Here is a 24,137-nt window from a genome sequence, read left to right on the forward strand (position 1 = left end):
GGGGCTTTCCTAGATCAGGCTGGCGGTCTCGTGAAGTTGGCGGTCAATGTAAGACCGTGAAAGCCATGCATAGCCATCAAGCCCCCAGCCGGGGCCCCAACTGTTGCGAATAAGTACGGCTTCCTGACCGGCGGGATCGAGACCATGGCCGACAGCCAGAACTGCATGCCCGCCACGCTCGGTGTCCGGCATTACATCGGGAACGATCCCCAGCGCGTCGGGCCGAAAGAATGCGTCAGTTATCACCAGCCCCAGGATCACCGGCACCTTCTCGTCAAGCGTCGCTGCCAGATCGGCAAACGTCGGCTTGCCGGGCACCATCGTCGTTTTGAACAGCGGATTGGAGAAGGAGGGCGGCATCCAGGGGAGAGCCTGGATCGGCGAGTAAGGCCAAGCTGGCTCGACCGGTTGCCCCTCATGAGCAAGCGCCTGGGCCGTTGCTGCCATAGTAGTGCCAGCATCAGGGTTCTGGCCCGGCGTCCGTGCTACCGCATGGAAGAACAGGTATTCGACCGACAGATGCTCGCCGGTGTTCGCGCCGTGCTCATGGGCAGCGGAGCTTGCAAATGCGAGGCACGACTGCCGCCGCCCTTGCTGACGGACGGGCAACAACAAGGAACGCAAGTCTATTGATGCAGTGATCAAGACTGCCCTCCAAACCGGCGACGGGCAGCACGCGACATTCCGCCCGCCTCTGGACCTTCCAGCGCGAGCTCGATCGAAAAGGTGGCGTCATCCGGCAATGCCCCTGCCCAAGGCTGAGACTCGTGCATCGTAACGTCGCCAATCCCGCTCTCGGGTGGCCTGACGATCACGGTTCGACGAGACGACGCACCATAATGCAGTGGTTCACGGGAGAAGTCTGATTGATCGGAAAGAACAGAATACCCTGCCTCGCGAAGGGCTTCGATCTGCCACTGGTGGCCGCTGCCCGCCGCTTCGTCGAGCTCAATACGCAGTAGGTCATCGGGGTTGCCAACCAGCCGCGCGCCGTTGTCCCGTTGCGTCAGCCGCCAAACATTGGACCAGCTACTTTCCGGCCGATGCTCCTCGCCGAGGCGATGCTTTAGCTTGGCTACCTGGGCGTTCCGTAGACGGGTGACGTCGGCATAGTTCAGGATCTGGTGGCTCAAGAGCCCCCAGCAGGCGGCTTCATAGCTTGCGCCCATCCGCAGAGCGAGTTGATAGACGACATCTGGATCATGGAGGTGGGAAGCTACCGTCCAACCTTGAGCGCGAATATGGTGCCGATACAACCACCTCGGCAGCATCATTTCAGCGGCAAACGCGTCCGCCGCCACCTCTTGAAGATCGCGTCCATCGTCTTCGGGCTGCGGCGCTCGCTCTAGGATCACCCGATCAACGCTGCCAGCATGTTCCAAAATGACGTGGCCCAACTCATGGGCGGCTGTGAAACGCTGGATATGCAATCCACGGCGGGTCGTTACCATGATGCCGCGCAAGGGGGCAGGCAGACATAGTCCCAAAGCGGAGTTCAGCGGCTTAAATACCAACGGGATGCCGAGATCTCCGATTATTTCGAAGATATCGATGAGGCCGCCGCCCTCGGTCACGCGTTCCTTGAGATCGAGTTCGCGATGAACTCGCTTGGCCGCCGCAACAGCATCGAGACGGACAGCCGCTGCCGCCGACCTAGCCACGATCTTCTCCTCGAGGTCCACGCATCTGGAGGAATTCCGCGAAACGAAGCAGTTCCGCGCGATCGTCCGACGATAACTCGGTCGCTGCGCGCGCTAAGGCCTGAACACTCTCCGGAAGCGGTGGTGTCTCGGCAGAGCCGGTTAGGGCTTCGATAGATTGGCCGTAAACCTGAGCAAACCGGCCCAACTCGACCGCATCGACTTTTCGGCGGCCATTCTCAACCAACGAGAGTGCCGACCGAGAAATACCAATCGCGTCTGCAGCTTCCTCCTGCTTCAGCTCCAGATATTCGCGGGCTTGGCGCAACCGCTCTCCGATTGCACGCCACTTGTCGGATTCATCACTCATTGCAGACCCTTCACGCCGGCTCTAATGATTTGACCGGCTTCGTTTTTTTCACTTTAATGTCGCCGATAAAGACCCGCTCGAGTTTCGGCACGAGATCGGCAATCATCTCATCGCAGCTAGCATAGCCCCCAGGCTGGATGATTTCAGGCGGCAATTCGATGTCGAGCACCTTCTTGGTGATAACAGTGGCGTCCACGACCCGCTTTGAATCGATGGCCGGACAGGTTCCCATGATGGAACCTCCGCTACCCGAGGGCGCCGCCGCGGCAATCGAGCCATCGATCGACTCCGTTTCTTCCTCGAACCATGCTTCCAACTCAGACACGAGTTCCTTCGCCTTCGAGGCGAAGATCGCTTTGAGCTCTTCTTTGGTAGCCGCCATGATTACCTCATGTTCGAATTTCCAACATAAGATGGCCTCTCTGCGCGAAATGTCAACATTATATATGGCGACTGTGCACCTTTTGGAGATGCGATGCAGGATTGATACGTCACGCATCCTCGGGGAAGTGCGGCGTGCATTTTTCTGCCGTCACTTGGTCGCTGAGTCCCCCATTGGTTTTCGGCATTGCGGATCGACAGCGGCTTTAAGACAGTCAGCCATCGGCTTAACGACCGAAATGGTGCGCAAAGCGATCGTTAAACCGTGGAGGACAGCACGGTTGAAGGCGTCGCCCCGGTCCAATGCGGAGGCGGACTGCCCAATCCTGGGTATCATCGAGAGATGAACGAACGTCTGGTTTCAGGATCAGTTAAGCGGCGAGCTATGACCGATGTGAGGGCGCAAAGCGGACATGGCGGTTCGCCTACTGAATGTGCGTCATCAACCGTGTGCTGCTCAAGAGCTGAACGAGCAGAATGTCCCAAGCCTAGACGCGAATCGCTAAGCGCAAGGTCTCAATCGTTCCCGACTATATACGTGCAACTCTCTCTACCAATCCAGATCATGCTATTGATGCCACTGGCGCTTCTCAAGTTTACGATTTGATCAAGAAATCAAGCGCCTAGGCGACGCCCGAGATACTCTTCTGGGTCTCTTTGCGCAAAATTGACAGAAGCGTCTCCGCAGAAACGCTTCGTCGTAGAATAGTTGCGACTTAGCGTGAACAAACGTCGAACTAAAAATGAACGAATTTTGATGGTATTTTTAATGGTATCGTCAAATGTCAAGTGCAATAAATTCACTGTTATTCAAATACTTAAGCCTCGAGTTCGACGTCGTCCCCGGCACCACAAACTTCCCCCGAAGACCATTGCCCCATACCGCGGTTCACCGCTTGCTTACCATTATCTGCTAATGGCAGCGGTCATGAATATGGTCGATCATAGCGTTTCATCCCCCCCCAAATCTGCCGTCAGCCATGGCGTCGGCATTGCCGGCCTTATCGGCCTGGGCCTGTGGACGCTGGTGGCGCGTCATTATGGCATGGATGGCCCTAATGCGGGGCTGACCGCCGTTCTTGCCTGCGGGTTGCCGATGGTGCTGTGGTCGCTGATCGTCGACAAGGTGCATCGCAACGCATCGACCGGCATCGATTGGAATGCCCCGACACGCACCGTGCGCGCCGTGCTGGATATCAGCATCGTCAAGATTGCCGGCCTGTGGGCGACCTGGCTGGCCATCGCCATCTTCTATTGCATCGCCCGCTGGTACTGGGCCGGCAATTATCGCTTCTCCATGGACCTGTTCATGGGCGCCGCGCCCTGGCTGCTGGCGCTGTCCATCCCCTATGTGATCTGGATCGACCGGCGGCTGGTGGAGCCAAAGGATGCCTCCTACAAGCTTTGGCCAATGGGTGATCGGCGGCGTCGCGGGTCAGGCGGACATGGTACAGGTTGCCCATCATGCCCGTGCCTGGGCGGTGAAGGGCTTCTTCCTCGCCTTCATGGTGTCGATCGTGCCGGGCAATTTCGCCAGCGTGGTCAACTGGCGGATCGAGGATGCCCTGGCCCATCCGGTCGCGATGGCCGGCTTCCTGATCGCGGTCATGTTCATGATCGACGTCTGCATGGCGACGGTCGGCTATATGCTGACCTTCAAGCCATTGGATTCCCATATCCGTACCGCCAACCCATATTTAAGCGGCTGGCTGGCGGCGCTGATCTGCTACCCGCCCTTCGTGCTGATGGGCGGCGGCGGGCCGCTCGATTATCATGCCGGCGGCGCGGAATGGGATTACTGGACGCAGGATATGCCAGCGCTGCAATGGCTGCTGGGCGGCTGGCTGGTGCTGCTGACGGGCCTATATGCCTGGGCGACGGTGGCGTTCGGGCTGCGCTTTTCCAACCTCACCCATCGCGGCATATTGACCCACGGTCCCTATCGCTGGACCCGCCACCCGGCCTATCTGTCGAAAAATCTCTTCTGGTGGTTTTCCGCCCTGCCTTTTCTGGCGGTGTCGGGCAGCCTGACCGACATGGTGCGCAACTGCGCCATGCTGGCGCTCACCAACGCCGTCTATTACTGGCGCGCGAAGACGGAGGAACAGCATCTGTCCGCCGATCCCGACTATCGCGCCTATAGCGACTGGATGGAGCGCAACGCCCCCGTGCCGCGCTTCTTCGCCTGGGTGACGGGGAAGAAGCGCGAGACGATGGCCGCTACCGCGCAACCGGCGGAATAGAACCTAGAAGCTTTCTTCCTCATAGACCTTGCTGAGGTCGCCCTGCCAGTCGCCATGATAGCGTTCCAGCAGGCGTTCGGCATTGGTCTTGCCGCTGGCGACCACCTCGTCGAGGAAGGACAGATAGCCCGTCTCATTGTCGCCCGCGCCGTTGAGCCGCGCGCGCGCCGTAAGGCCGCTGCGGGCGATATCGACCACCTGCCCCGCAATATCGCGCAGCGTGCGGCCACCACCGATCGGCGCGTCAAGGCCCAGCTTCGGCACGGAATCGCGCAGCAGCTGCCGCTCTTCCATGGTCCAGTCCTTGACCACGTCCCACGCCGCGTCCAGCGCGCCCTGGTCATAGAGCAGGCCGACCCACAAGGCCGGCAGCGCGCAGATGCGGTTCCACGGGCCGCCATCGGCACCGCGCATTTCAAGGAAGCTCTTCATCCGCACTTCGGGGAAGGCGGTGGAGAGGTGATCCTCCCAATCCTTCTCGGTCGGCTTTTCGCCCGGCAGCACGGCCAGCCTGCCGTCGAGGAAGTCGCGGAAGCTATGCCCGGCCGCGTCGATATACTTCCCGTCGCGGTAGACGAAGTACATCGGCACATCGAGCGCATAGTCGGCATAGCGTTCATAGCCAAAGCCATCCTCGAACACGAAGGGCAGCATGCCGGTGCGCCCCGGATCGGTATCCGACCAGATATGGCTGCGATAGGACAGGAAGCCGTTGGGCTTGCCTTCGGTAAACGGCGAATTGGCGAACAGCGCCGTCGCGAGCGGTTGCAAGGCGAGGGAGACGCGAAACTTCTGCGCCATGTCCGCCTCGCTGCCATAGTCGAGATTGGTCTGGATGGTGCAGGTGCGCAGCATCATGTCGAGGCCCAGCGACCCCACGCGCGGCATGTGCCGCAGCATGATGTCGTACCGGCCTTTGGGCATGATCGGCAATTCGGCGCGGGTCTTGTCCGGCCACATGCCAAGGCCCAGGAACCCCAGGCCCAGCATGTCGCCGACATATTTCACCTGTTCCAGATGGCGGCCGGTTTCGGCGCAGGTCTGGTGGAGGTTGTCGAGCGGTGCGCCGGACAGCTCCAGCTGTCCCGCCGGCTCCAGGCTGATCGTGCCGTCGGCGCCGGACAGGGCGATGATATTTTCGCCCTCGAACACCGGATTCCAGCCATAGCGGGTGAGGCCGATCAGCAGCGTGTGGATGCCGCCCTTTTCCTCATAGGCCGGGGCGTGATGATCCTTGCGGCTATAGACGAATTTTTCATGTTCGGTCCCGATCCGCCAGCGGTCCTTGGGCTTTTCGCCCTTGGAAAAGGCCGCGATCAGCTGATCGCGATTCTCGATGACGGGATCATGTCCCCCTGAGTCGGTTCTGGTGCTCATGCCCCGCCCTTAGTGCTTCCCCTTGGCCCGTCAAACAAAGTCGGGCGATCACCACATAGGGCCTGCCTATGACGGCTTCAATCCAATGGCGGAATGAAACTATTTCCAGTCGCCATTGATCGTCATCCAGGCCGATGTCGCAGCGATCGCCGCCGTCTCCGCCCGCAGGATGCGCGGGCCGAGCGACACGGGCACGGCGCCGGGCGTCGCACGGATCGCCTCGCGCTCTACGGGGTCAAAGCCCCCCTCCGGCCCGATCAGGAAGGCCGCCGGCCCCGGATGGGTGCGCAAGGTCGCCTCCAGCGGGCCGCCGCCCGTTTCGTCGGCGAAGAAGAGGTGGCGGTCGGGCGACCAGCCCTTCAGCAGCGCATCCAGCTTCACCATCTGGCCCAGTTCCGGCAGGGCCGTGCGCCCGCATTGCTCCGCCGCCTCGACCAGATGGGCATGCAGCCGATCGAGATTCAGCCTGTCCACCACCGCGCGCCGGGTCAGCACCGGCTGCAACCGCGCCACGCCCAGTTCGCATGCCTTTTCCGCGATCAGGTCGATCCGCCCCTTCTTGATCGGCGTGCAGCACAGCCAGAAATCGGGCACATGTTCGGGCGGCCTGATCTGCTGCACACATTCCAGCACCAAGTCACGCTTGCGCATGTCGCGCACCCGCGCTGCCCATTCGCCCGATCGCCCGTCGAACAGCAGTACGATATCATCGGGCTTCACTCGCATCACGCTGATGAGATAATGGGCCGGATTGCCGTCGACCGGCACCATCACGCCTTCCCCCAGCTGGGTTTCGACATGCAGGCGCGGGGCGCTTTGCGGGGGCCAGGCGGGGGTTGCGGTCATTTCGTCTCTTGTCTTGCCGGATACATGTTCTTCCCTAAAGAGAAGCATGGCCCTTCGACAAGCGTCAGGGTGAATGGAGTCGTCGTTGAATCAGACCATCGTTCCCGACAGCGAAGCGCGCGGCCTGCTCGCCCGCCTGCCGGATACGCCCCGTACGCTCGCGCAACTGGCGCGATTCGACCGGCCGATCGGCTGGTGGTTGCTGTTCTGGCCCGGCGCATGGGCCGTGGCGCTGGCCGGTGGCGGCTTTGCCCGCTGGCCGCTGATCGGCTGGCTGTTGCTGGGCAGCATCGCCATGCGCGGCGCGGGTTGCGTCTTCAACGATATCGTCGACCGCGATCTCGACCGGAAGGTCGCCCGCACCGCCGCCCGGCCGCTCGCCAGCGGGGCGATGGCGGTCAGGACCGCATGGCTGTGGCTGGTGGCGCTCTGCCTGATCGGCCTCATCGTCCTGCTGCAACTGCGCCCCTATGCGCAGATCGTGGCGCTGGGCAGTCTGGCGCTGGTCGCCGCCTATCCCTTCATGAAGCGGATCACCGGCTGGCCGCAGGTCTGGCTCGGCCTCGTCTTCTCCTGGGCCGCGCTGGTCGGCTGGAGCGAGGTGGCGGGCGCGCTCACCCTGCCCGGCCTGCTCCTCTATGCCGGCAGCCTATTCTGGGTGGTGGGCTATGACACCATCTATGCCTTGCAGGACCGCGAAGACGACGCACTGATCGGCATCGGCTCCAGCGCTTTGTCCATGGGCCGTCATGTGCGCGGCGGCGTGACATTATGTTACCTGCTCGCTCTGGCCTTGTGGGGCAGCGCAATCTGGCAGATACGACCACAGGGTCTGGCGCTGGCCGCCCTGCTGCCCATGGCCGTCCACCTGCTATGGCAAACGGGCACATTGAAGGAAGATGGAGTCGATCCCCTGCGTAAATTCCGGTCCAACCGCTTTTCCGGTTTCCTGATGTTCCTGGGCTGTCTGGTCGTGGGAAGTGCATCGCTATGACGCCGCAACTGGGCACCGACTGCTGGCGCATCGCCCGCGCCGAAAAGGCCAGCGTCATCATCGACGCCGACAATTATTTCCGCATCGCCCGCGACGCGATGATGAAGGCGAAGCGCCGCATCATGCTGATCGGCTGGGATTTCGACCCTGCCATCAGCCTGATCCGTGAGGATGAGGCAAAGGATGGCGCGCCGGTCGTCATCGGCGATTTCATCACCTGGCTGGTGGAGCAAAATCCGGAGCTGGAAATCTTCCTGCTCCGCTGGGATGTCGGCGCGATCAAGTCGATGGCGCGCCCGTCGCACCTCGTCACCACTTTGCGCTGGATGGCCCATCCGCGCATCACGGTGAAGCTGGACGGCCATCATCCGCCCGCGGCATCCCATCATCAGAAGATCGTGGTGATCGACGATTGCTTCGCTTTCTGCGGTGGCATCGACATGACTGGCGACCGCTGGGACACGCGCCATCATCGCGACGAGGAGCCGGGGCGCCTGCATCCCGACGGATCGCCCTATGGCCCCTGGCATGATGCCACCACCGCGCTGGCCGGCCCGGTCGCCGCCGCGCTGGGCGAACATGCCCGCAACCGCTGGGTCGGCGCGGGCGGCGATCCGCTGGAGCCGGTCGACGGCGTCTCGGATTGCTGGCCCGACAAGCTGCCCGTCATGTTCGAAGGCGTCGATATCGCCATCGCCCGCACCGCGCCCAAGATGGACGATCAGGAGGAACTGACCGAGATCGAGCAGCTTTACCTGCATCAGATCGCGGCGGCGAAACGCCATATCTATGCCGAAAGCCAATATTTCGCCTCCCGCCGCATTGCCGAGGCGATCGCCAGGCGGCTCAGCGAGGCGGACGGGCCGGAAATCGTCATCATCAATCCGGAACAGGCCGATGGCTGGCTGGAACAGCAGGCAATGGATACGGCGCGCGCGCGCCTCTATGAAACGCTCAAGAGCCGCCATCCGCACGGCCGTTTCCGCATCTATCACCCCTTCACCAGCCGCGGCGTGCCGATTTACGTCCATGCCAAGATATTGATCGTGGACGACCGGCTGATCCGCGTCGGCTCCTCCAACATGAACAACCGGTCGATGCGCCTCGACACCGAATGCGACGTGTCGATCGACACGGCGCTGCCGGGCAATGAAGGGCGGCAGCAGACGATCGTGAAGATTCGCGACGACCTGATCGCCGAACATCTCGACCTGCCCGCCGAGCGGGTATCCGCCGTGATCGCCGAACGGGGCCTCGTCGCCGCGATCGAGGAACTGCGCCAGAAGCCCGGCCGCACGCTGCGCCCCTATGTAACGCCGGACCTGAACGACGTGCAGCAATGGATCGCCGACCATGAGGTACTCGACCCCGAAGGCCCGGAGGAAATGTTCGAACCGGTCAGCGAACGCGGCCTGTTCCGCCGAATGAAGGGCTGGTTCGGGCGGGGTTGACTACAATCCCAGCAGCTTGCGCAATTCGGCGTTGATCCGGCTTTGCCAGCCGGGTCCGCCGGCGCGAAGGGCATCCAGCACAGCCCGGTCGAGCCGTAACGTCACCTGCTGCTTGGGATCGTCGGATTTGGGGCGGCCGGGCCTTGCAGGCGCGCCAACGCCCGGCCGAATGACCTTGTCCCCGATCCGGAATTCGGCCTGATCGAACATCTCTTCCGTCCATTCCGGGATGTCATCGTCATCCCAATCGGCGGGCATAGGCTTTCTGCTCTCGGTCATTGCATTTCCTCATCGAGATGACCCGCAATCCATCCTCCGTCGGCGTCCAGACGAGGAGAACAAGGCGGTCACTCACCAAGCCGAAAGTCTGGAAACGCGGTTCAGGATAATCGAATCTGTCATCCTCTCTCGTGAAGACAGGGCCATCAAAAATCTGTGCAGCGTCTGCGAAGTCCAGTCCGCGCTGCTCAAGCGCCATTTGTCGCTTGGCAGGATCAAAACTGATTTTCAATTTCCACGCCGCCAAAGGAAATACCGATGCGTGCAGGGTGGAAAAAACGCATCCCCTATTTTTCATAACTACAAAAAATCGTCAAGTATTTTTGTAACTACAAAATCACTCCGCCGCCAGCAATGCCTCGGCGCTTTGCAGGTTGACCGACACCAGCCGGCTGACCCCGCGCTCCACCATGGTCACGCCGAACAGCCGGTGCATGCGCGCCATGCTGACGGCATTATGGGTAACGATCAGGTAACGGGTGTTTGTCTGCGCAACCATCGCGTCCAGCAGGTCGCAGAAGCGCTCGACATTGGCGTCGTCCAGCGGCGCATCGACTTCGTCCAGAACGCAGATCGGCGCGGGATTGGTCAGGAACAGGCCGAAGATCAGCGCCACGGCGGTCAGCGCCTGCTCGCCGCCCGACAACAGGGTCAGCGCCGCCAGCTTCTTGCCCGGCGGCTGCGCCATGATCTCCAGCCCGGCCTCCAGTGGATCGTCGCTGTCGATCAGTTCCAGATGCGCCTGCCCGCCATTGAACAGGGTCGTGAACAGCCGCCGGAAATGACCGTCCACTGCCTCGAACGCGGCCAGCAGCCTTTGCCGCCCCTCGCGATTGAGGCTGCCGATCGACCCGCGCAGCTGGTTGATCGCCTGGGTGAGTTCCGCACTTTCCGCCCGGCTGGTGGCCTGGCTGGCCTCCAGTTCCTCCAGTTCCTGCGCCGCGACCAGATTGACCGGGCCGATCCGCTCGCGCTCGGCATGGAAGCGGTCATGATCGGCCAGTTCGGTCTGGGCGATGCGAATCTCGGCACTGGCAAAGCCCAGTTTCTCCGGCAGCACCGGCGGCGGACATTCGAACCGTTCGCCCGAAAGGCGGTTGGTTTCGATCCGCCGCTCATCGGCCGCCTCGGCCCGCGCGGCGGCGGTGGCGCGGGCTTCGCGCGCGGCCGCCAGCGCCTCGCCCGCCTGCGCCGCGCGCCCTTCGGCGCTGCGCAAGGTCGCTTCCGCTTCCAGTTCGGACCGACGTGCCTGATCCGCCGCGTCGGCAAGCGCCGTACCCCGGTCGCCCAGGTCGGTGATGGCCTGCGCCAGCGTCTCCGGCTGGCTGGCGATCCGGTCGCGCTCGCCGACAATCTCCTCGGCCCGCGCGACCATCGCCGCGATCCGCTTGGTCGCTTCGCCGGCGCGGGCGCGCCAGCCCTTTACCTCGGCATCAGCCGCCGCCTGCCGCTCCCGGTCGCTGGAAAGCGCACGGTCGGCCAGCGCCTGTTCGGCCTGCAACTGGCTGACGGCGCCGCGTGCCTTCTCGCTCGCCTGTGACAGGGTGGCGACCAGATTGCGGGTTTCCGCGCCCTCGGGCACGGCGGCCCGATTCGCTTCTGCCTTCTCATGCTCGCCCTGCGCGCCATCCCGGTCGCGCCGTGCCTCGGCCCGCCGTTCCTCCACAGCTTCGCGCCGACCCGCCAGCCGCTCCAGCGCCGTCGTCGCCTCGTCGGCGGCTCGCAGCGCCGCACGCAATTTCTGGTCCGCCTGTGACAATGCGGTCCGCCCCGTCGCCAAAGCCTGAGCCGCCGCCTGCTCCCGCGCTTTCGCGCTGTCCTGCGCAGCCCCGGCCGCTTCGACCTCCGCCTCGGCAGTCGGACGCGCGGCCGCAATCGCATCCAGCCGGTTGAGCCGGATCAGCCGCTCGGCCGCCGCAGCGCCGCCTTCCATCGCGACATAGCCATCCCAGCGGCGCAACTGCCCGTTCCGCGTGACCAGCCTCTGCCCGACGCCCAGCGCCTGCCCCTCATCCCGGTCCACCACGGCAATCTGCGCCAGACGGCGGGCCAGTTCGGCGGGCGCCATGACATGCGCCGCCAAGGGCGTGGCCCCTGCGGGCAGGGCCGGATCGCCGGGCAAAGCATCGGCCCCCGCCCAGCGCCGCTTGCCCTCCGGCCCGACCGGCGCCTCCAGATCGTCACCCAGCGCGGCGGCCAGCGCCCGCTCATAACCCGGCGCGGCCTTCAGCCGGTCGAGCGCCCGCGCCTTGCCCGCGCCGACGCTATCGACCGCGCGCCGCAGCGCCGTCGCCTCGCTATCCAGCGCCGCCAGCCCGGCCCGCGCCGACGCCAGCGCCGCCTCGGCCCCGGCCCGCGCCTCGGCGGCGGACTGGCGATCCACATCGGCCGACTGGATCGCGCTTTCGGCGGCATCGCGCTCGCCCTTCGCCTTGTCCTGATCGGCCAGCGCCGACGCCCGCTGCGCCTCCAGCGGCGCGGCATCGGGCAACGCGTCCGCCTCGGCAGTCAGCCGCGCCACTTCCCGCTCGGCCCGGTCCAGCCGGCTGCGGGCGGCGGCCAGCGCCGCTTCGGCCACGCGCAATTCGGCCTGCTCGGCCGCCTGCGTCGCCATCGCCCTGGCCAGGTCCAGTTCAGTGTCACGCGCCGCATCCTCGGCGGCAGCAATCCGCGCGGCAAAGGCTGGTCGCAATTTCTCCGTCTCGGCCACCCGGCCTTTGAGCGTCGCGATTTCCGCCGTCAACCGGGCGATCGCATCGGCCGCATCATTGGCCAGCGTCCCTTCGCGCGCACGATCCTCCTCCAGCCGGCTTGCCTGCTGGGTCAGGTCAGCCAGACGGCGGACCACCGAGTCCCGTTCGGTGCGCAGCGCCGCCAGCCTGTGCCCCGCCTCATTGGCGGCATCGCGTGCGCTCTGCGCCGCCGCGCGCCGCTCGGCCAGCGCCGCCACGGCCGCCTGCGCATGGGCGGCGGCGGCCATCTGCCCTTCCTGCGCAGCCGACACGGCAGCGTCAGCCTGTTTCGCCTCGGCCCGTGCTGCTTCCGCGCTGGCATTGGCCTCGCGCCAGCGGGCGAACAGCACCCGCCCTTCGGCCACCCTTATCTGATCGGACAGGCAGATATAGCGTTCCGCCGCCTTCGCCTGCCGCCGCAGCGCATTGGCGCGCGCGTCCATATCCAGCAAGATCTCGTCCAGCCGCGCCAGATTGGCTTCGGCCGCGCGCAATTTCTGCTCGGCATCCTTGCGCCGGACATGCAGGCCGGCAATGCCCGCCGCTTCCTCCAGCATGGCGCGTCGCTCCTGCGGCCGGGCAGCGATGACGGCGGCGATCCGCCCCTGGCTGACCAGCGCCGGGCTATGCGGCCCGGTGGCGGCATCGGCAAAGACCAGCGACACGTCCTTCGCCCGCACATCCTTGCCATTGGCGCGATAGGCGCTGCCCGCCCCGCGCTCGATCCGGCGCGTGACCTCCAGTTCGCCGTCCGCGCCGACATCGACGGCGGAAAACAGTTCGCCCTGTTCCTGGATGGTGAGCAGCGACACTTCGGCAAAGTCGCGCTGCGGCCGCGTGGCGGTGCCCGCGAAAATGACATCCTCCATGCCGCCGCCGCGCATGGATTTGGCGCTGGATTCGCCCATGACCCAGCGGATCGCTTCCAGCAGGTTGGACTTGCCGCAACCATTGGGGCCGACGATGCCGGTCAGCCCCGGTTCGATCCGCAGTTCCGTCGCATCGACGAAGCTTTTGAAGCCGGAGAGCTTGAGGCGCTTTATCTGCATGACGGCAAAGCGGGGCAGCCTGCCGCCCCGGTCCCGCTATGCGTATCCGCGCCTGTCAGCCCCCTCTGGCGCAATCAGAGTCCCGCTTCCTTGAGCTTTGGCTGGAGCGCGGACCAGCTGGCGACATTGTCCAGCAGCACGCCGTTGATGAGGAAGCTCGGCGTGCCCTGAATCTGATATTCGTTATTGGCCTTCTCGACATTCTTGGCCAGCTTTTCGGCGACCGCCGTGTCGGCCAGGCACTGTTTCGCCTGATCGGCGGAAATACCGCGCTGCTGGGCATATTCGACCAGCCCTGCAATCTGCGCGATCGCGCCGGGGCGCTGCGCCGGGGGCAGCTTGTCGACGCCCTGGAAGGCCGCTTCCTTGCCCTGCACCTTCTCGAACATCGCCGACTGGTTGGCGAAGAACTGCTCCGACAGCGGGTAGAAGATGTCCTTGCCGCCGCAGCGGGCGAGCAGCGCGGTGGTCAGGTCGATCGGATCGCGCAGATAGGTACGGAATTCGAAGCTCATCTTGCCGGTATCGACAATCTTCTTGATCTCTTCCGATGCCTCGGCCGAAAAATCGCGGCAATGGCTGCATGTGTAGGAGCCATATTCGACCAGCTTCACCTTGGCCGACGGATTGCCCATCACGAAATAGCCGTCCGGCGTTTCCGCGATCGTTTCCGACCAGCTGGTGCCGGCGGGCGCGGCAACGGCGGCGACCGGTTCGCCGGCGGGCTTGGCGGCGTCCTCATTCTTGCCGCAGGCGGCGAGGGTCAGGCTGAGGGCGGCGCTGAGGGCGGTGAGGGCTATACCGGAAAAGGCTTTCACGACGGGCAAGGCTCCGAATGCAGAGAGGATGAAAAGCGGTTTAGATCAGCGCGCGGCGGGGGGCAATGCGGCCTGGAGGATCGCCCAGCTCGATCCGTCCACCTTCGTGCCGTTGACGACGAAGCCGGGCGTGCCGGTGATCTTGACCTTGTTCCACGCCTCGTCGGTCATCGCCAGCACCTGCTTCATCGACGCCGGATTGGCGATACAGGCGTCCAGCTGGGCATTGGTGAAGCCGCGCTTGGTCATCAGCGCATAAAGGCCGGTCTTCTGCCCGATATCCCTGAGCGCGGCGACCTGATCGGCCGGCTTGTCGCCGCTCCCGTCATAGGCCTGGATCTGCTCCATCCATGGCGTCTGGTTGGCGAACAGCGCCTCATGATTGCCCATGAAACGGGCCGGGCCGCCGCAACGGGCGAGCAGCGCAGCGGTCAGGTCATATTTGTCGCGCACGGCATTGCGCACCTCGACGCTGACCTTGCCGCCCTTCACATAGCCGCTCTTGAGCGGCGCGCTCGCCTCGCCGACGAAATGGGCGCAGTGCGAACAGGTGTAGCTCACATATTCGACCAGCTTGGTCGGCGCGGCGGGATTGCCCATCAGGTGTCCGCCGATCGGCGACAGCACCACCCGGCTCACCCAGTTGGCGGCGGGCGCGGCGACCAGCGCGGCGGGAACGGCGAGCAGGGCAAGCGGCAGGAGCAGTTTCTTCATGAGGCGCGTCCGTAGAAAGGCTCCGCTGAACCGGAGCCGAATAGGGGTCGTGGTGGGCGAAGGACCGGATTGCCATCCGCTCCATCATCGCTCTAGTTAATTTTCGGCAATCCGCTGCTGTTGGCAAGGCCCTGCGCCAGCGATTCGAGCACCGCGCGCAATTCCGGGTCGCCAATGTCGCGCAGCGAATCGCCCAGCTCGACCGGAATGGGCTTGAGGTTCCGGGGCGGCGGGCGGCGCTCGGCCCGCATCGGCGTGACCTCGCCCTGCCGCATCGCGACCTTGACGACGGCGGCATAGCCGAAAAAGCGGTTCACCCGCTCCACAATGTCAGGCAGCATATGCTGGATCATCGGCGCATGGCCGCTCATCACCGTCAGCTGCAACGTCCCGCCCGCCTTCTGCCCCACCGGGAAACGGATCGATTCGGGCACGGAAATCTCCGCATAATGGCTGCCGACAATCTCCGCCCAGCGGGTGACGATGCTGGACTGCACGAAACCGAACTTGCGGAAGGCGGCACGGCCGATATCCGGCATCAGGTCGGCGATGGCGCGCGGCGCGCCGGTGCGCGGACGCTCGGCCGGCGCCTTGGCACGACTCTTATATTTAGGGGGGACCGGGCGTTCCGTCATGGCGCACTTAATGGCATAGGGCCGGCATGCGCGTCGAGGGTAGAGACAGAAAAATCGCGGGCGACCTGCTGGCCCATTATGATGTCCATGCCCGGCGCCTGCCCTGGCGCGCGCCGCCCGGCAGCAACGCGGCCGATCCCTATCGCGTCTGGCTGTCCGAAGTGATGCTGCAACAGACGACGGTGGCCGCCGTCGGCCCCTATTTCGCGAAATTCACGAGCCGCTGGCCCACGGTGCAGGATCTGGCCGCCGCCGACGACGCCGACCTGATGGCCGCATGGGCAGGGCTTGGCTATTATGCCCGCGCCCGCAACCTGCTCGCCTGCGCACGGGCGGTGGCGCACGATCATGGCGGCGCCTTCCCCGATACGGAGGAGGGGCTGCGCGCGCTGCCGGGCGTGGGGGCCTATACCGCCGCCGCCGTCGCCGCCATCGCCTTTGGCCGGCGCGCGGTGGTGGTGGACGCCAATGTCGAGCGGGTGGTCGCCCGCCTCTTCGCCATCACCACGCCCCTGCCCGCCGCCCGCACAGAGATTCGCGAAGCCGCCGATCGCATCACCCCGGACGCTCGCGCCGGCGACTTTGCCCAGGCGATGATGGACCTGGGCGCCACCATCTGCACCGCTCGCAATCCCGCCTGCGGCATCTGCCCGATCCGCGACGATTGCGCCGCCGTACTGACCGCCGATCCCGCCGCCTATCCCGTCAAGCCGCCCAAAAAGGCCCGCCCCCATCGCACCGGCCATGGCTGGTGGATCGAGCGGGACGGCCATGTCTGGCTGGTCCGCCGCCCGGACAAGGGGCTGCTGGGCGGCATGCGCGCGCTGCCCAGTTCCGACTGGAGCGATATGCCGGACGCCACCCCGCCGCTGCCGGCGCACTGGACGACGATCGATGAGCCGGTCGCGCATGTCTTCACCCATTTCTCACTGGCGCTGCGCGTCCACCATGCCCATGTGGGGGCGGATGTGACGCCGCCGGGCGTCGGCGAATGGTGGCCGGTCGATCGGATCGGGGAGGCAGGATTGCCGACATTGTTCGCCCGCGCGGCCGAAGCGGTGAGGAAGGAAAGGCAGACGCATGCACGGAACTGACCCGACGGCAAGGACCATGCCGGGCTTCGTCGGCAGCCGGCTGGACCGTGTCGACCACATCCGCACCAATCCCGCCCTGCTGGCGGAAACATTCGCCGATCCCGCCGCCCGCCTGCTGGTGCTGGAAGGGCTGGAGCCGGTGGAGGCGGACGGCCATCTGCTGCTGGAACCGCTCGCCCCCGATGCGCGCGCGGAGGATCATGTCCTGCTGGGCGTCGATCCCGCCGCCCGACCGATCTTCGCCCGGCTGGTCGCCGATCTTGGCCCCAATCTCACCCCTACGCCGCGCAGCCGTGCCATCGCCGGCCTCGTGCCCGCCGAAGAGGTGGCGCTCTATGGCGCCGCGCGCAGCCTCGTCCACTGGCATGCCCGGCATCGCCATTGCTCGGTCTGCGGCGCGACCACGCGCCCGGTGAAGGCCGGCTGGTCGCGCAAATGCGATGCCGACGCCTGCGCCGCCGAACATTTCCCCCGCACCGACCCGGTCGTCATCATGCTGGCCGAACATCGCGGGCGCATCTTGCTCGGCCGCCAGCATGCCTGGCCGCCCGGCCGCTATTCCGCGCTCGCCGGCTTCGTCGAGCCGGGCGAGACGATCGAGGAAGCGGTCGCCCGCGAATTGTTCGAGGAAGCGGGCGTCCGCGTCCATGATGTGCGTTATGTGATGAGCCAGCCCTGGCCCTTCCCCTCGTCGCTGATGATCGCCTGCATCGGTCAGGCGCAGGACGACGCGCTGACGCTGGACGAAACCGAGATCGAGGACGCCTTCTGGTGCGACGCCGATCAGGTGCGCGCCGCACTGGCCGGCGATCCCGACGCGCCCTTCCTCGCCCCGCCGCAGATGGCCGTCGCCTGGCACCTGCTCGATCACTGGCTGGCCGCCGTTGCCCCTTTGCCGGCAAGCGCGTAAGGCCGACCGCAACTATCCCTATATTCGAGGACGATTTCCCCTCCATGCTCAGCCTAGACGAAGCCCAGTCGCGCGCGCAGGATCTGGTCGGCGCCGCGCGCAAGGCCGGGGCGGATGCCGCCGACGCCATCTACGCCTGCACAGCATCGACCAACGTGTCGGTGCGCCTGGGCGCACTGGAGGATGTCGAACGGTCGGAGGGTGAGGAGATCGGCCTGCGCGTCTTCATCGGCCAGCGCTCCGCCAGCATTTCCGCGTCGGACATGAACCCCGCGACGCTCGCCACCTTGGTCGATCGCTGCATCGCCATGGCCCGCGAAGCCCCCGAAGACCCCTATGCCGGCCTCGCGCCCGAAGACCGGTTGCTCAAGAAACGCCCGCCCTCGCTCGACCTGACCGATGACGAGGAACCCGAGCCGGCCGCGCTGCGCGAACGCGCGCTGATCGCGGAGGAAGCCGCGCGCAGCGTGCCGGGCATCACCAACAGCGAAGGCGGCGGCGCATCCAACGGCCGCAGCCAGGTGGCGCTGGCCACCAGCCATGGTTTTGCCGGCGCCTATGCCGGCACCAGCCATGCGACCTGGGCCAGCGTACTGGCCGGCACCGGCGCCGACATGCAGCGCGACCATGCCAGCCACAGCGTCCGCCATCTGGAAGATCTGGACGATGCCGAAGCGGTCGGCATCCGCGCCGGCCAGCGGGCGGTGGCGCGGCTGAACCCGGTCAAGGTCGAAAGCGGCGTCATGCCCATCATCTTCGATCCGCGCATCGGCTCCAGCCTGCTTGGCCATCTGATCGGCGGCATGGTCGGCCCGGCGATCGCCCGCCGCTCCAGCTTCCTGCTGGATTCGCTGGGCGAATCCTTGTTCGATTCGGCCATCACCATCATCGACGATCCGCTGCTGCCGCGCGGCATGCGCTCGCGCCCGTTCGATGGCGAAGGGCTACCGGTGGAGCGGCGCGCGCTGATCGACAAGGGCGTGCTGACCGGCTGGCTGATGGACAGCGCCTCGGCCCGCCAGCTGGGCCTCGAACCCACCGGCCATGCCAGCCGCGGCGGCAGCGGCGCGCCCGGCGCCAGCATCACCAACGTGCATATGGAGGCCGGCACCATCTCGCCGGGCGACCTGATGGCGGATGTGAAGCGCGGCATCTACGTCACCGAACTGATCGGCATGGGCGTAAACGGCGTCACCGGCGATTACAGCCGCGGCGCGGCGGGCTTCCTGATCGAAAATGGCGCGGTCGCCCATGCCGTGTCGGAAATCACCATCGCCAGCAATCTGAAGGACATGTTCCGCGCCCTGACGCCTGCCAGCGATCTCAGCTTCCGCTATGCCATGAACGTGCCGACGCTGCGCGTGGACGGGATGACCGTTGCCGGCGGCTGACCCCGCCCTGCGCGCGATCGTGTCCGCCGTGGCGGATGCGGCCGATCATGCGCTGACCCTCTGGGCCAATGGCGAAACGCGCGTGCGCCAGTGGGAAAAAGTACCCGGTCATCCGGTGTGCGAGGCCGATCTGTCGGTCGACGCCATGCTGCGCGAGCGGCTCTCGGCGATCGATCCGCAGGCCGGCTGGCTGTCGGAGGAGACGGCCGATACCGTACATCGCCTGGGTGTACCGCGCGTCTGGGTGGTCGACCCGATCGACGGCACCCGCGACTATCTGCGCGGCCGGCCGGGCTGGGCCGTATCCGTGGCGCTGGTCGATCAGGGCGCAGTGACGCTCGGCATATTGGCCGCCCCTGCCCGCAACGAACTGTGGGTGGCGCAACTGGGCCAGGGCGCGACCCGCAACGGCGTGACGCTGCATGCCGGATCGCGCGACAGCCTGCCCGGCGCCCGCGTCCCCGCCGATCAACTGCCCCGCATCGACCGCGATCTGGTGACGGTGGAAAAACCCAACAGCATTGCGCTGCGCATGGCGATGGTCGCTGCGGACGAGGCCGATCTGGTCGCCACCGTGCGCTGGGGCAATGAATGGGATGTCGCCGCCGCCGCGCTGATCGTGCAGGAAGCGGGTGGCACCGTCACCGATGCGCTGGGCGATCCCTTGCTGTTCAACCGCCCCCAGCCGACCGCCTTCGGCCTGCTCTGCGCCGCACCCGGCATCCATGCCGCCGCCGTGGAGCGCCTCACGCCCCGTGCCCGCGAGATATTGGGCCAGCCGCAGGGTTAGCGGATTCAGGGCCGCGCCCGAAGGCGATAGTCTGTCGATTCTGAAAAACTGGAGCGGGCGAAGGGATTCGAACCCTCGACCCCAACCTTGGCAAGGTTGTGCTCTACCCCTGAGCTACGCCCGCTCGGGCGGCCGAAAAGTTGCCTTTTCAGCATATGTGGCCAACTGGCAGAAAATCTGGAGCGGGCGAAGGGATTCGAACCCTCGACCCCAACCTTGGCAAGGTTGTGCTCTACCCCTGAGCTACGCCCGCTCTTGGCGGCCGGGAGAGTGTACCCCTCTCGGCGGGTGGCGGCCAACTAGCAAGGCTTTCCCAAATCGGCAAGGGGCAGAATTGCAGAAAAATGAAATCCTCTTTCCCTGGCGCAGAAAACCAGCCTTTTCTGCGGTTTAGCGCAACATCGAAAATGCCCGCCGGGCCGACACTTTACCACCGCCCGGCGAATCGTCCCGCAAAAGCATCGCTTGGCGCAGGCCGTTCATCTGCTAATCTTCTGTCCTATCCGGCGCGGCGGGATCATTTGGCGCCGCCCTTCGTACTGATCACAAGCCTACAGGCCATACCAGCAGGGAAATGCAACCATGTCGTCCGATCACCTGACGCGCCGCGGCCTGTTGCAGGGCAGCGCCGTCCTTGCCGGCGCTGCGCCGACCTTGTCGACCGCCGCCACGAAGCCCGCCGCCAAGGGAGGAAGCGCGATGATGCCCGTCGAACTGACCGTCAACGGCCGCGAGGTCCATCTGCAACTCGACCCGCGCACCAGCCTGCTCGATGCGCTGCGCGAACATCTGCACCTGACCGGCACCAAGAAGGGCTGCGACCATGGCCAGTGCGGCGCCTGCACCGTGATCGTGGAGGGGCGACGGATCAACAGTTGCCTGACGCTGGCGGTGATGCACGATGGCGAAAAGATCACTACGATCGAGGGCCTCGGTACACCCGAAAAGCTGCACCCGATGCAGCAGGCGTTCATCGTCCATGACGGCTATCAGTGCGGCTATTGCACGCCGGGCCAGATCTGCTCGGCGGTCGCGGTGCTGGACGAGATCAAAGCGGGCGTACCCAGCCATGTCACTAACGATCTGGACGATGTAGCGCTGAGCGACGCCGAACTGCGCGAGCGGATGAGCGGCAATATCTGCCGCTGCGCCGCCTATCCCAACATCATCGCCGCCATGCGCGACGTAGCGGAGGCAAAGGCATGAGACCCTTCACCTATGAACGCGCCACCAGCGTCGCGGCGGCGGCCAAAGCGGCGGCCTCTTTCCAGGGCGCCCGCTTCATCGCCGGCGGCACCAACCTGCTCGACCTGATGAAGCTCCAGATCGAAACCCCGACCCATCTGATCGACGTCAATCATCTGGGCCTCGACCGGATCGAGAAGACCGACGAGGGCGGTCTGCGCATCGGCGCGCTGGTCCGCAATACCGATCTGGCCGCCGACAAGATCGTCCGCCGTGACTATGGCGTGCTCAGCCGCGCGTTGCTGGCCGGCGCATCGGGGCAGCTTCGCAACAAGGCGACGACCGGGGGCAACCTCCTCCAGCGCACCCGATGCCCCTATTTCTACGACACGCGCATGCCCTGCAACAAGCGCCAGCCCGGCAGCGGCTGCGGCGCGATGCAGGGGATGAGCCGCAGCCTCGCCATTCTCGGCACCAGCGACGCCTGCATCGCCCAGCATCCCAGCGACATGGCGGTCGCGATGCGGCTGCTGGATGCACAGGTCGACACGATGGGCGCGGACGGCGTCGCCCGCTCGATCCCGATCGCGGACTTCCACCTGCTCCCCGGCGACACCCCGCACAGGGAAACCACGCTGAAAGCTGGCGAGATCATCACCTCCGTCACCCTGCCCAAACCTGTCGGCGGCACCCATGTCTATCGCAAGGTCCGCGACCGCGCCTCCTACGCCTTCGCGCTCGTGTCGGTGGCGGCGGTGTTCGGCAAGGACGGCTCCACCCGCTTCGCCTTTGGCGGCATCGGCGCAAAGCCCTGGCGCATGCCAGCGGCCGACGCTGCCGGCAAGCAGGGCGCAAAGGCGGTGGCGGAAGCCGCGCTGACCGGCGCTCGCACCACCCATCATAATGATTTCAAGAAGACGCTGGTCGAACGGACGCTCGCGTCCCTCTATCGCCAGCAGGAGGCACGGGCATGAAGTTCGACACGCCAGCCGGCCCCAACCCGATCGACCGTGGCCGGGTGATCGGCATCCCCCATGATCGCATCGACGGCGCCGCCAAGGTGACGGGCAGCGCGCCCTATGCCTATGAACGGCACGATGCCGCGCCCAACGCCGCCTATGGCTGGATCGTCGGGTCCGCCATCGCCAAGGGGCGGATCGCCGCCATGGACCTGCGCGCCGCCGAGGCTGCGCCCGGCGTACTGGGCATCGTCACCCACGCAAATGCCGGGAAGCTGGGCAAAGGATCGATGAACACCGCTCCCCTGCTCGGCGGGCCGCAGATCGACCATTATGAGCAGGCGGTCGCCCTGGTCATCGCCGACACGTTCGAAAATGCGCGCGACGCGGCGAAGCTGGTGCGGATCGACTATGCCGGCGCAGATGGCCGGTTCGACCTCGCGGCCGAACATCTGAAGGGCGCCATGCCGCCTGACAGTTTCGGCTCCCCCGCCGACACGAAGGTAGGCGATTTCGATGCCGGCTTCGCAAAGGCGGCCGTGAAGATCGACCAGCGCTACACCACGCCCGACCACAGCCATGCGATGATGGAACCGCACGCCACCACCGCCGCCTGGAACGGCGACAGGCTGACGCTCTGGACCTCCAACCAGATGATCGCCTGGGGCGTGGGCGAAGTGGCCAAGACCCTGGGCATCCCCAGGGAGAAGGTCCGCCTCGTCTCCCCCTATATCGGTGGCGGTTTCGGGTCGAAGCTGTTCCTGCGCGCCGATGCGCTGCTCGCCGCGCTGGGCGCCAAGCAGGTCGGCCGCCCGGTCAAGGTCGCTCTCGCCCGGCACCAGATTCCTAACAATACCACCCACCGCCCCGCCACGATCCAGCGCATCCGCATCGGCGCGGACAAGGACGGGGTGATCGACGCGATCGGCCATGAAGTCTGGTCGGGCGACCTGCCCGGCGGCGGGCCGGAAACGGCGGCGCAGCAGACCCGCCTCCTTTATCGCGGGCCGAACCGGATGACCGCGCACCGGCTGGTGACGCTCAACCTGCCCGAAGGTAACGCCATGCGCGCGCCCGGCGAAGCGGTCGGCCTGCTCGCACTGGAAGTGGCGATGGACGAACTGGCCGAAGCCTGCAGCGTCGATCCGGTAGAGTTGCGCATCCGAAACGATGTTCAATATGATCCCGAAGCCGGCCCGCAGCGCCCCTTTTCCAGCCGCAAGCTGGTGGAATGCCTGCGCGCCGGCGCCGACCGTTTCGGCTGGGCCAAGCGCAACCCCAAGCCGGGGCAGGTGCGCGACGGCCGCTGGCTGGTCGGCATGGGCGTGGCGGCGGCGTTCCGTAACAATCTGGTCGGCAAGTCGGGCGCGCGGATCGGCGTCGATCATCAGGGCCGGGTCATCGTCGAAACCGACATGACCGACATCGGGACCGGCAGCTACACCATCATCGGCCAGACGGCGGCGGAAATGCTGGGCGTCCGGCTCGATCAGGTGACGGTGCGCCTGGGCGACAGCCGCTTCCCCGTCTCGGCCGGCTCTGGCGGCCAGTGGGGCGCCAACAGCAGCACGGCGGGCGTCTATGCCGCCGCCATGTCGCTGCGTGCGAAACTGGCGGAACAGGCCGGTTACCCCGCCGATCAGGCGCTGTTCGAGGATGGCCTCATCAAGCTGGACAATAAATCGCAAACGCTCGCCGCGCTGGCCGGACGCGATGGCCTGTGGGCCGAAGACAGCATCGATTTCGGCGATCTCGACAAACGCTATGCGCAGGCGACCTTCGGCGCGCATTTCTGCGAGGTCGGCGTTGATATCGACACGGCCGAAGTCCGTATCCGCCGCATGGGCGGGGCCTTTGCCGCCGGACGCATTCTCAACCCCAAATCGGCACGCAGCCAGGTGATCGGCGCCATGACCATGGGCGCGGGATCGGCGCTGATGGAGGCACTGGACGTCGACACCCGCTTCGGCTTCTTCGTCAATCATGACATGGCCGAATATCTGGTGCCGGTCCATGCCGACATACCCGAACAGGACGTCCTCTTCATCGACGAACTGGACGACAAAAGCTCGCCGATGAAGGCCAAGGGTGTGGGCGAACTCGGCATATGCGGCGCGGGCGCGGCGGTGGCCAACGCCCTCTACAACGCCACCGGTCTTCGCTTGAGGGATTATCCCCTGACCATCGACAAGCTGTTGAAAGCGCAGGCGGCGTAAGAGGCTCTCGACCCAAGGTATAATGGAGCGCCGCTTGGCCCGCCCCTACCCTTCCCGCCAAAG

General features: G+C 65.5%; 21 protein-coding genes, 2 tRNA genes and 1 pseudogene. 10 read left to right on the forward strand and 14 right to left on the reverse strand.

The features are described 5' to 3' along the window. Window positions 1-9: 9 nt before the first annotated feature. From ACNHGR_RS13350 to ACNHGR_RS13365, 4 genes are read right to left on the reverse strand one after another with little or no spacing between them, the layout of a single operon-like run. Window positions 10-645, reverse strand: coding sequence for a C1 family peptidase (locus ACNHGR_RS13350; RefSeq protein WP_475286691.1), 636 nt, complete (start codon window positions 643-645; stop codon window positions 10-12). Then, window positions 642-1,682 (reverse strand): ImmA/IrrE family metallo-endopeptidase, encoded by a 1,041-nt coding sequence (locus ACNHGR_RS13355; protein WP_475286693.1) that lies wholly within the window; start codon window positions 1,680-1,682, stop codon window positions 642-644. Before ACNHGR_RS13355 ends, ACNHGR_RS13350 begins: the two co-directional genes overlap by 4 nt. After that, complete coding sequence (locus tag ACNHGR_RS13360) at window positions 1,654-2,010, reverse strand: helix-turn-helix domain-containing protein (RefSeq protein ID WP_175310825.1); 357 nt, start codon at window positions 2,008-2,010, stop codon at window positions 1,654-1,656. Before ACNHGR_RS13360 ends, ACNHGR_RS13355 begins: the two co-directional genes overlap by 29 nt. A 10-nt stretch (window positions 2,011-2,020) precedes the next feature. Then, on the reverse strand, window positions 2,021-2,392 hold the full coding sequence (locus ACNHGR_RS13365; protein ID WP_475286695.1) for a hypothetical protein: 372 nt from the start codon (window positions 2,390-2,392) through the stop codon (window positions 2,021-2,023). A 933-nt stretch (window positions 2,393-3,325) separates the two neighbouring features. Here ACNHGR_RS13365 and ACNHGR_RS13370 point away from each other — a divergent pair. Further along, window positions 3,326-4,634 (forward strand): annotated as a pseudogene (locus tag ACNHGR_RS13370) (methyltransferase family protein). A 3-nt stretch (window positions 4,635-4,637) separates the two neighbouring features. On the opposite strand, the gene ACNHGR_RS13375 reads toward ACNHGR_RS13370, so the two are convergent. Beyond that, window positions 4,638-6,011 (reverse strand): glutamate--cysteine ligase, encoded by a 1,374-nt coding sequence (locus ACNHGR_RS13375; RefSeq protein ID WP_475286697.1) that lies wholly within the window; start codon window positions 6,009-6,011, stop codon window positions 4,638-4,640. A 99-nt stretch (window positions 6,012-6,110) separates the two neighbouring features. Further along, window positions 6,111-6,857: a 16S rRNA (uracil(1498)-N(3))-methyltransferase gene (locus ACNHGR_RS13380; RefSeq protein WP_475286699.1), complete on the reverse strand. Its 747-nt coding sequence runs from the start codon at window positions 6,855-6,857 to the stop codon at window positions 6,111-6,113. A gap of 85 nt (window positions 6,858-6,942) precedes the next feature. On the opposite strand from ACNHGR_RS13380, the gene ubiA reads away from it, so the two are divergent. After that, the gene (gene ubiA / locus ACNHGR_RS13385) at window positions 6,943-7,851 is read left to right on the forward strand and encodes a 4-hydroxybenzoate octaprenyltransferase (protein WP_184268323.1); all 909 of its coding nucleotides are present in this window, start codon (window positions 6,943-6,945) and stop codon (window positions 7,849-7,851) included. Next, the gene (locus ACNHGR_RS13390) at window positions 7,848-9,302 is read left to right on the forward strand and encodes a phospholipase D-like domain-containing protein (RefSeq protein ID WP_475286702.1); all 1,455 of its coding nucleotides are present in this window, start codon (window positions 7,848-7,850) and stop codon (window positions 9,300-9,302) included. Before ubiA ends, ACNHGR_RS13390 begins: the two co-directional genes overlap by 4 nt. Here the strand turns inward: ACNHGR_RS13390 and ACNHGR_RS13395 are convergent, their stop codons facing one another. The 6 genes from ACNHGR_RS13395 to ACNHGR_RS13420 all read right to left on the reverse strand — a co-directional run bounded on the left by ACNHGR_RS13395 (window position 9,303) and on the right by ACNHGR_RS13420 (window position 15,529). Beyond that, window positions 9,303-9,560 carry a BrnA antitoxin family protein gene (locus ACNHGR_RS13395; RefSeq protein ID WP_475286704.1) on the reverse strand — a complete coding sequence of 86 codons (258 nt, stop codon included), beginning with the start codon at window positions 9,558-9,560 and terminating at the stop codon, window positions 9,303-9,305. Continuing rightward, complete coding sequence (locus tag ACNHGR_RS13400; RefSeq protein ID WP_475286706.1) at window positions 9,541-9,813, reverse strand: BrnT family toxin; 273 nt, start codon at window positions 9,811-9,813, stop codon at window positions 9,541-9,543. The genes ACNHGR_RS13395 and ACNHGR_RS13400 overlap by 20 nt, the downstream gene beginning before the upstream one ends. A gap of 105 nt (window positions 9,814-9,918) precedes the next feature. Beyond that, window positions 9,919-13,362 carry a chromosome segregation SMC family protein gene (locus ACNHGR_RS13405; RefSeq protein WP_475286708.1) on the reverse strand — a complete coding sequence of 1,148 codons (3,444 nt, stop codon included), beginning with the start codon at window positions 13,360-13,362 and terminating at the stop codon, window positions 9,919-9,921. Window positions 13,363-13,436: 74 nt separating this feature from the next. Further along, complete coding sequence (locus ACNHGR_RS13410) at window positions 13,437-14,180, reverse strand: thioredoxin domain-containing protein (RefSeq protein WP_475286710.1); 744 nt, start codon at window positions 14,178-14,180, stop codon at window positions 13,437-13,439. Window positions 14,181-14,225: 45 nt separating this feature from the next. Then, window positions 14,226-14,894: a thioredoxin domain-containing protein gene (locus tag ACNHGR_RS13415; protein WP_475286712.1), complete on the reverse strand. Its 669-nt coding sequence runs from the start codon at window positions 14,892-14,894 to the stop codon at window positions 14,226-14,228. Between the two features lie 92 nt (window positions 14,895-14,986). Then, window positions 14,987-15,529 (reverse strand): DUF721 domain-containing protein, encoded by a 543-nt coding sequence (locus ACNHGR_RS13420; protein ID WP_475286714.1) that lies wholly within the window; start codon window positions 15,527-15,529, stop codon window positions 14,987-14,989. A gap of 26 nt (window positions 15,530-15,555) precedes the next feature. On the opposite strand from ACNHGR_RS13420, the gene mutY reads away from it, so the two are divergent. The 4 genes from mutY to ACNHGR_RS13440 are packed head-to-tail and all read left to right on the forward strand — an operon-like array spanning window position 15,556 to window position 19,714. Continuing rightward, window positions 15,556-16,623, forward strand: a complete 1,068-nt coding sequence (gene mutY, locus ACNHGR_RS13425; protein WP_475286716.1) for an A/G-specific adenine glycosylase — start codon at window positions 15,556-15,558, stop codon at window positions 16,621-16,623. Then, complete coding sequence (gene nudC, locus ACNHGR_RS13430) at window positions 16,610-17,533, forward strand: NAD(+) diphosphatase (RefSeq protein ID WP_475286718.1); 924 nt, start codon at window positions 16,610-16,612, stop codon at window positions 17,531-17,533. The genes mutY and nudC overlap by 14 nt, the downstream gene beginning before the upstream one ends. A 44-nt stretch (window positions 17,534-17,577) precedes the next feature. Further along, the gene (locus ACNHGR_RS13435) at window positions 17,578-18,924 is read left to right on the forward strand and encodes a TldD/PmbA family protein (RefSeq protein ID WP_475286720.1); all 1,347 of its coding nucleotides are present in this window, start codon (window positions 17,578-17,580) and stop codon (window positions 18,922-18,924) included. Further along, window positions 18,911-19,714, forward strand: a complete 804-nt coding sequence (locus ACNHGR_RS13440) for a 3'(2'),5'-bisphosphate nucleotidase CysQ (protein WP_184268342.1) — start codon at window positions 18,911-18,913, stop codon at window positions 19,712-19,714. Before ACNHGR_RS13435 ends, ACNHGR_RS13440 begins: the two co-directional genes overlap by 14 nt. 49 nt (window positions 19,715-19,763) lie before the next feature. On the opposite strand, the gene ACNHGR_RS13445 is transcribed toward ACNHGR_RS13440, so the two are convergent. Then, window positions 19,764-19,838: transfer RNA gene (locus ACNHGR_RS13445), tRNA-Gly, on the reverse strand. Between the two features lie 54 nt (window positions 19,839-19,892). Then, a tRNA-Gly gene (locus tag ACNHGR_RS13450) sits at window positions 19,893-19,967 on the reverse strand. Window positions 19,968-20,296: 329 nt separating this feature from the next. On the opposite strand from ACNHGR_RS13450, the gene paoA reads away from it, so the two are divergent. From paoA to paoC, 3 genes are read left to right on the forward strand one after another with little or no spacing between them, the layout of a single operon-like run. Beyond that, entirely contained in the window at window positions 20,297-20,920 is a 624-nt protein-coding gene (gene paoA / locus ACNHGR_RS13455; RefSeq protein WP_475286722.1) for an aldehyde dehydrogenase iron-sulfur subunit PaoA, read from the forward strand. After that, window positions 20,917-21,873 carry an FAD binding domain-containing protein gene (locus tag ACNHGR_RS13460; RefSeq protein ID WP_475286723.1) on the forward strand — a complete coding sequence of 319 codons (957 nt, stop codon included), beginning with the start codon at window positions 20,917-20,919 and terminating at the stop codon, window positions 21,871-21,873. The genes paoA and ACNHGR_RS13460 overlap by 4 nt, the downstream gene beginning before the upstream one ends. After that, complete coding sequence (gene paoC, locus ACNHGR_RS13465; protein WP_475286725.1) at window positions 21,870-24,074, forward strand: aldehyde oxidoreductase molybdenum-binding subunit PaoC; 2,205 nt, start codon at window positions 21,870-21,872, stop codon at window positions 24,072-24,074. The genes ACNHGR_RS13460 and paoC overlap by 4 nt, the downstream gene beginning before the upstream one ends. The last annotated feature ends 63 nt before the right edge of the window (window positions 24,075-24,137 follow it).

The organism is Sphingobium sp. RS1, assembly GCF_056156825.1.